The organism is Flavobacterium sp. (genome assembly GCF_049240005.1).
In the GTDB taxonomy this organism is placed as follows: domain Bacteria; phylum Bacteroidota; class Bacteroidia; order Flavobacteriales; family Flavobacteriaceae; genus Flavobacterium.
Window position 1 is genome coordinate 1 of record NZ_JBMLTK010000089.1, and the last position, 7,379, is coordinate 7,379.

General features: G+C 40.3%; 7 protein-coding genes. 6 read left to right on the forward strand and 1 reads right to left on the reverse strand.

The annotated features are described in order from the left end of the window. Positions 1 to 64: 64 nt before the first annotated feature. Positions 65 to 304, reverse strand: coding sequence for a twin-arginine translocase TatA/TatE family subunit (locus ACOVQQ_RS09380; protein WP_298146281.1), 240 nt, complete (start codon positions 302 to 304; stop codon positions 65 to 67). 266 nt (positions 305 to 570) lie between these two features. On the opposite strand from ACOVQQ_RS09380, the gene ACOVQQ_RS09385 reads away from it, so the two are divergent. The 6 genes from ACOVQQ_RS09385 to rfbD all read left to right on the forward strand — a co-directional run bounded on the left by ACOVQQ_RS09385 (position 571) and on the right by rfbD (position 7,348). Beyond that, positions 571 to 2,061: a GH3 auxin-responsive promoter family protein gene (locus tag ACOVQQ_RS09385; protein ID WP_421817975.1), complete on the forward strand. Its 1,491-nt coding sequence runs from the start codon at positions 571 to 573 to the stop codon at positions 2,059 to 2,061. Between the two features lie 401 nt (positions 2,062 to 2,462). Continuing rightward, a complete protein-coding gene (locus ACOVQQ_RS09390; RefSeq protein ID WP_421817970.1) occupies positions 2,463 to 4,151 on the forward strand; it encodes a DUF6909 family protein in 1,689 nt (562 codons plus the stop codon). Positions 4,152 to 4,156: 5 nt separating this feature from the next. Further along, positions 4,157 to 5,125, forward strand: a complete 969-nt coding sequence (locus ACOVQQ_RS09395) for a hypothetical protein (RefSeq protein ID WP_421817971.1) — start codon at positions 4,157 to 4,159, stop codon at positions 5,123 to 5,125. A 2-nt stretch (positions 5,126 to 5,127) separates the two neighbouring features. Continuing rightward, positions 5,128 to 5,991, forward strand: a complete 864-nt coding sequence (gene rfbA, locus ACOVQQ_RS09400; RefSeq protein ID WP_421817972.1) for a glucose-1-phosphate thymidylyltransferase RfbA — start codon at positions 5,128 to 5,130, stop codon at positions 5,989 to 5,991. Then, entirely contained in the window at positions 5,988 to 6,536 is a 549-nt protein-coding gene (gene rfbC / locus ACOVQQ_RS09405; protein ID WP_421817973.1) for a dTDP-4-dehydrorhamnose 3,5-epimerase, read from the forward strand. Before rfbA ends, rfbC begins: the two co-directional genes overlap by 4 nt. Continuing rightward, complete coding sequence (rfbD, locus tag ACOVQQ_RS09410) at positions 6,533 to 7,348, forward strand: dTDP-4-dehydrorhamnose reductase (protein WP_421817974.1); 816 nt, start codon at positions 6,533 to 6,535, stop codon at positions 7,346 to 7,348. The genes rfbC and rfbD overlap by 4 nt, the downstream gene beginning before the upstream one ends. The last annotated feature ends 31 nt before the right edge of the window (positions 7,349 to 7,379 follow it).

The following is a 7,379-nucleotide window of genomic DNA, read 5'->3' on the forward strand; positions in this document are numbered from 1 at the left end:
ATTTTTATATCGAACTCACGTTAAATAATAGCTACAAAAAAACCGCCTCAAAGGCGGTTTTTGTTTATTCTTTGTGAACCTTAGGTTCGTCGTTTAAAGGCGAAGAAGGCTGAATTGGGTCGCTCGAAACGGGCTTTGATGGCGCATCGTCTTTAGCAGCGTTTTTAAATTCTTTAATTCCGCTACCTAAACCTTTCATTAATTCCGGAATTTTTCTTCCTCCGAAAAGCAGCAAAACAACCACTAAAATTAAAACCCATTCGGTTGGTCCAAAGCTGCCTAAAAATATCATTGAAGCAATCATAATTCAAATTGTTTATCGCTACAAAAGTAAGATAAATTTGCTGTTTGTATTCTTAAACCTTTTACAATTGTACAGCGATACTAAAAAAATCGATTTTTGAATGGACTTCTATGCCAAATTCGGCGGTTTCGGATTGAAATATCTTCAATTGCTTTTTACTTGGAAGCGTTGCTAAGCCGTCGATGAAAGCCACAGATTTGAAGCAAAAGATGCTATTTTTCGGTACAGTCAAAAAAGTTTAAATGACTTCGAGTAACTTGCGCCTTATGTCGGTTAAAGCTTTTTTATCAAAATACGTTGCAGCACTAGCGGTTGCAAAAACCAAAAAATGGGCTTCGCAGCCTGTTGTTACACAACAACGCACTTTTGAAAAACTGATTCGGTGCGCAGCGGATACGCAGTTTGGGAAAGATCATGGTTTTTCGGAAATCCGTTCACATGCCGATTTTGTTGCTCGCGTCCCCATTCGAGATTACGAAGCCTTAAAGCCGTACGTTGATCGAGTTGTTGCCGGAACACCCAACGTACTTTGGCCCGGAAAACCGCGGTACTTTGCCAAAACTTCGGGAACAACATCAGGCGCAAAGTACATTCCGATAACCAACGAATCGATGCCGTTTCACATTCAAGCTGCGCGCGATGCTATTTTGCATTACATCCACGAAACAGGCGACACTAAAGTTGTAGATGGAAAGATGATTTTCCTGCAAGGAAGTCCGATTTTAGAAGAGAAAAATGGCATACAATTGGGTCGACTTTCCGGTATTGTTGCCCATTATGTCCCAAAATACTTACAGAAAAACCGACTTCCTTCTTGGGAAACCAATTGTATAGACGATTGGGAAACCAAGGTCGATGCGATTGTTGAGGAAACGATGAAAGAAGATTTGTCGATCATAAGTGGAATTCCGAGTTGGGTGCAAATGTACTTTGAGCGTTTGCAAGAAAAGTCGGGTAAAGCAGTTGGCGAGTTGTTTCCAAACTTCAATTTGTTTATTTACGGTGGAGTGAATTACGAGCCGTATCGTAAGAAATTTGAGCAATTGATTGGGAGGAAAGTCAACAGTATAGAGCTTTTCCCTGCATCGGAAGGCTTTTTTGCTTATGCCGATTCGCAGCAAGAGGAAGGTATGCTCTTGTTATTGAATTCGGGAATTTTTTACGAGTTTATTCCTGCCGATCGCTTTTTTGAAGAAAATCCGCCGCGACTAACCATTGGTGAGGTAGAACTGGGCGTGAATTACGTTTTGATATTATCGACTAATGCCGGATTGTGGGCGTACAACATTGGCGATACGATTCGGTTTACATCGCTTTCGCCGTATCGCGTTGTGGTTACGGGCCGCATCAAGCATTTTATCTCGGCATTTGGCGAGCATGTTATTGGCAAAGAAGTAGAAGAGGCTTTGCGCACCGCTTTAACGGATTCGGAAGCTGTGGTGAGTGAGTTCACCGTGGCTCCGGAAGTTGCTCCAGATTCGGGTTTGCCCTATCACGAGTGGTTTATTGAATTTGAACAAGAACCGGAAGATTTGGAATCGTTTGCATTAGCTATAGATACAGCATTACGTAAGCAAAACAGCTATTACGACGACTTGATTTCGGGTAGTGTATTACAGGTACTGAAGATTTCGGTGGTTCCCAAAAACGGATTTCAGGAGTACATGAAGAGTCAAGGGAAATTAGGTGGTCAAAACAAATTACCGCGATTGAGTAACGACCGAAAAATTGCAGATTTTCTGACGAAATTGTTGTAAATCTTTTATTTATTGGAGTTTATTGGTTGATTTTTAAAAAAAGCGACAGCAAAATAGCGTGATTTTAACATACGTAATATTGCAATATTACCTCATGTATAGTGTTGAAATTCAAAAAAATAAAATCAAATAAATCTCTCAAATGTAAGTAACGTTCAAAAACTTATAAAAATTACTCTGATTCATTTTCCGCGAAAGCGTATAACTACTTTTCATTCCGCGAAAGCGTAAAATTTAGCAACCATTTTCACTTCATACAGTTGCCTCAAGAATACAATTTGGTCAGCGATCTGAAAAAACAGTATTGAAATTGAAACAACACACTTAACCATATAGCAAAAGCGGAGGCAACTAGAATACAAACGAAAAAACCTACATTTGCAGGTTAGTAAACTTTGCACATGAGCGAAATTAGAAATGTACACCGCAGTAGAGCCCAAGAGTCGTCGGCTGCTATTGAACGATTATATATTACCATCCGACACCTTTTTAACCGCGGTTTTTACAAGCCCATGGGTGTATCAGGGGAAACGTTGAGAGAAGCACTTTTATCGCTCCGACCCGAAATTTACGGAAGTATAGCTGAAGAAAAAGTGGAGCTAAATGGCTTGCTTTACGTCATCGAGCGTCTGCCAACGGGTATTGAAGAGTGCCGTTTTATCAACTTAATTTCCGACGAAGGTTATACCAATAGTCATTTTACCGCGATCGTTCCGCCGAAGCGTAAACGCAATTGTTACCGCATAGACGAAGAGCAAATGAATGTGGTAATTACCCGCGGACGTTCGGATATTTACGACATTTTAACGCACCTAACGTTCATTTTTATCGAATCGCACAAAATTAAAGATCGCGTTTTATTGGACGATGGAGGCGAGTTGTCGCGCGATTGGTTAAAGCTTGAACAAGCCGTTAAAACTTCTAAAAAACTTACCTTAATTGAACGTGAAAAAGCAGTTTCGCATACGGCAAATATTCTTGGACGCAGTTTTTCGGAAGTGAATGCTATTTACGATTCGTTTGGCAGTGCCGAAAAGCCCGACCGCTTTTTGAGCGTAGTATATTGGTTAGGAAAATTGGCTTTGGAAGAAGTTTTGGAAAATAAAAAACGCACAATTTCCTTCAGCCCGATTTTACGCGAACGCCTCGGGCACCACATTCACGGAGAAATTTGGGCACACAATATCAAATCGACTTTATTCGCGAACGGATTACTCGATCGCGAAATTCACATAATTAGTGCCAACATGCACTCGGTAATGAATTCGATTTTCGCCGCCGGAATTCAGAAAAGTAAGTCGGAAACAGGCATCGATTTCAAGCTGTTTGAGGAGTTAAGCAGCAGCGGTGCCAAAGAATTGCGTTTAAAAGTCGAGAAATTGGCATTGGCAAACGGCATGATTTCGATGCCAGATACTTCGGGAACAAATATTGATGTTCAGATTTTCGATACCGCTAAAATCGATTGGAAGAAAACGTCGTTTCCAAAGGTAAAATCGCAAGAAAACGGTCCGGTTTTAATTGTGATGGATTATGCGTTTGGCGAACAGGCTTATGAAACAATCGATGAATTATTGAAACCTTTTATGCAACCCGATGGTGTGAAACAACACTTAAATGTAGCATCGGTTTCCATTATGGGTAAAGCCGGTATTTTAGAAGGAGGAAAAGGCGATATTATGATTCCTTCGGCACATATCAATGAAGGTACGGGCGACAATTATCCGTTTGAAAACGAGTTAACTGCTAAAATGTTAACCGGATATGACATTCCCGTTTGTGCGGGTCCGATGGTTACCGTTTTGGGAACCTCATTACAGAACAAAGATTTGTTGACGTTTTTCCACAAATCAACTTGGGGTGTAATTGGCTTAGAAATGGAAGGTGCGTATTATCAGAAAGCGATACAGTCGGCTTCCAAAATTCGAAAAAGCATACCAGCTCAGGTAAAAGTTCGTTATGCGTACTACGCGTCGGATAATCCGTTAGAAACTGGAAGTACTTTAGCTTCGGGTGGTTTAGGAACAACGGGTGTTAAGCCTACCTATTTAATTACGATAAAAATTTTAGAACAGATATTTAACTTATAGCGTTTATGCAACAGCAATCGGCCGACACAAATCAAGAAATCGATTTGAATCAAATTAAGGAAAAGCTAAATCAAGGTGCTTCCAATTTTTCGTATTCCATTTATAAAGGAATTATGTATTTGAAAAGAAAGTGGATTGCACTTTCGGTAGTTTTTGTTTTGTGTTTAAGTGGCGGTTTGTTTTTAGACTCACTTCCGGGCAAATACAATCATTTAGTGATTGTTATGCCAAATTTTATGAGCACGGATTATCTGTATCAGAAAACGGAGTTGCTTAATTCTAAAATCAAAGAAAACGACACCGCTTTCTTTGCAAAGTTGGGCGTGGCTCGCAAGAAGTTGAAAAACATTTCTATGGAACCGATTACCGATGTTTATCAGTTCGTGAAATATAACAATGATAATTTCGAGATGCTTAAGCTTATTTCGGAAAACAACGACATAGAAAAGGTTCTGAAAGACGAAATCACAGCTAAGAATTATCCCTATCATTTGATTACAATAACCACCGCTGGAAAAATCTCTAAAAATCAGGTTATTGAACCGTTAATGCTCGAGTATGAAAACAGCGCGTATTTTAAAGCGATACAAAAATTAGCGATACAAAATAACGAAACTAAAATTGTTGAGAACACGCTAACGTTAAACCAAGTGAACAATATTTTAAACGCATTTGGGAAAGGAAGTACTTCGGCTTCAGCGGTATATATCAACGAAAACAGCCAGATCAACGAAATTTTGTTATCGAAAAGCGCTTTAATAACTGAACAAGGCAATAGAGAAATAGAGCGACTGACTAATGATAAGATCGCTAAAGTTGTGAGTATAACGCCGAATATCAAATCGACATCTTCCTTGAACGGATCCTACTTTTTAGTCTTGCCTTTGGTAGGAATAATAGGATTCTTAATGTTTGGATTGCTCTCTACGTTTCTTGCAAAAAATAAAGCCCGTTTTCTAGCGGAAAGAAAATAGTTATGAAAGGAATCATACTAGCTGGAGGATCCGGAACGCGTCTACATCCGCTTACATTGGCAGTAAGTAAACAGCTTATGCCGATTTACGACAAACCGATGATCTACTATCCGTTGTCAACACTAATGTGGTCTGGTATTCGCGAAATTTTAATCATTTCTACACCACACGATTTGCCTTTGTTTCGCCAGCTTTTAGGTGACGGAAAGCGCTTGGGTTGTCGGTTTGAGTACGCCGTTCAAGAACATCCTAATGGTTTGGCCGAGGCTTTCATAATTGGCAAAGATTTTATTGGAAGCGATAAAGTGGCTTTGGTTTTAGGAGATAATATCTTTTACGGAACAGGACTTGCCGATTTATTACAAGCAAACAATAATCCAAACGGTGGAATCATCTATGCTTATCACGTACAAGATCCTGAACGCTATGGTGTTGTAGAATTCGACAAGCAAGGAAAAGTGCTTTCTATCGAGGAGAAGCCAGCTGTTCCAAAGTCGAATTTTGCCGTTCCTGGAATTTATTTCTACGATAATCAAGTTGTAGAAATAGCCTCGAATATCAAGCCAAGTGCTCGCGGTGAAATCGAGATTACAGATGTCAATAAAGCCTACTTGCAACAAGGAAAATTACAAGTGAGCATTCTTGATCGCGGAACCGCTTGGTTTGACACCGGAACGTTTAATTCGCTGATGCAAGCGTCGCAGTTTGTTCAGGTAATTGAAGAACGACAAGGTTTGAAAATTGGTTCTATTGAAGAAGCTGCTTTCAAAATGGGATACATCGACGCGCAGCAGCTCGAAGCACTGGCACAACCCTTATTGAAAAGTGGGTATGGAAAACATTTAATTGAAATTATCAACGGATGAAAGCTATAGAAACGACTTTAAAAGGCTGTTTCGTTCTAGTACCCACGGTTATACCCGACGGTCGAGGCTATTTTATGGAGAGCTTCAACAAAAGGAAATTCGCCGAAGCGGTAGGTCATGAGGTCGATTTTGTGCAAGACAACCAATCGTTTTCCACTCGTGGCGTTATTCGCGGCTTGCATTACCAACGCGGCGAGCATGCTCAGGCAAAACTGGTACGCGTTTTACAGGGCGAAGTTTTAGATGTGGCGGTTGATTTACGACCCAATTCGCCAACCTACGGTAAAGTTGAAACCGTTTTGCTTTCCGCAGAAAACCAGAAACAGTTTTTCGTTCCGCGCGGTTTTGCACACGGATTTGTGGTATTATCTGAAACGGCAGTTTTCTTCTATAAATGCGATAATTATTACAATAAAGCTAGTGAAGGCGGTATTTTTTTCAACGATCCAGATTTGGCTATTGATTGGAAAATTTCGCATGCCGAATTAATTATTTCAGAGAAAGATCAAAACCTTCCTCCTTTAAAAGACGCTTTGCCGGTATGAAAGTCTTGGTAACGGGCGCAAACGGACAGCTTGGACAGTGTTTACAAGAACTTGCGCCTAAATTTCCCGAATTCCAATTTACATTTTGTAGTTCAAGCGATTTAGATATAACGAACGAATCGCAAATCGAAAGTGTTTTTTCGGAAGTCAAACCGCATTTTTGTATCAATGCGGCGGCATACACAGCTGTCGATAAAGCAGAAGCGGAGCCCGAACGCGCCTTTCTAATAAACGAAACCGCGGTTGCTTATTTAGCATTGGCTTGTAAAAAATTCAATACTTCACTTATACACGTTTCAACCGATTTTGTTTTCGACGGAGCTAAGAACACGCCGTATCAAGAAACCGACGCGGTAAATCCTTTAGGTGTTTACGGACAAAGTAAACTAGCCGGAGAGCAGCGAATTCAGGAAATTTTGGAACCCTTTTATATTGTTCGAACTTCTTGGGTGTATTCCGATTACGGACACAATTTTAAGAAAACCATGCTGCGTCTAGGCAAAGAACGCGGAGCTGTTTCCGTGGTAAACGATCAAAGAGGCTGCCCGACGCATGCAATCGACTTAGCGCAGGCATTATTGACTATAGTAAACGCAAAAAATCAAAAAGCGGCACCTTTCGGTATCTATCACTTCTGTGGAAACAAAGAAATGACTTGGTATTCGTTTGCTATTCAGATCTTTGAAGAGGCAGAGCTGAAAGTTGCAGTAACGCCAATTCCAACTTCCGATTTTCCAACGCCAGCAAAAAGACCAGCTTATAGCGTTTTAGATCGCAGCAAGTGGGATCAAACTTTTAAAAAAGAAGCTTAATGAAATTATCAGTAGTTTCTCCGGTTTATAA

What these genes read in the sequence shown, in the direction of transcription:
- ACOVQQ_RS09395 (WP_421817971.1), top strand. Translation starts at nt 4,157, where the DNA reads ATGCAACAGCAATCGGCCGACACAAATCAAGAAATCGATTTGAATCAA.
- rfbC (WP_421817973.1), top strand. Translation starts at nt 5,988, where the DNA reads ATGAAAGCTATAGAAACGACTTTAAAAGGCTGTTTCGTTCTAGTACCC.
- ACOVQQ_RS09385 (WP_421817975.1), top strand. Translation starts at nt 571, where the DNA reads ATGTCGGTTAAAGCTTTTTTATCAAAATACGTTGCAGCACTAGCGGTT.
- rfbA (WP_421817972.1), top strand. Translation starts at nt 5,128, where the DNA reads ATGAAAGGAATCATACTAGCTGGAGGATCCGGAACGCGTCTACATCCG.
- ACOVQQ_RS09390 (WP_421817970.1), top strand. Translation starts at nt 2,463, where the DNA reads ATGAGCGAAATTAGAAATGTACACCGCAGTAGAGCCCAAGAGTCGTCG.
- rfbD (WP_421817974.1), top strand. Translation starts at nt 6,533, where the DNA reads ATGAAAGTCTTGGTAACGGGCGCAAACGGACAGCTTGGACAGTGTTTA.
- ACOVQQ_RS09380 (WP_298146281.1), bottom strand. Translation starts at nt 304, where the DNA reads ATGATTGCTTCAATGATATTTTTAGGCAGCTTTGGACCAACCGAATGG.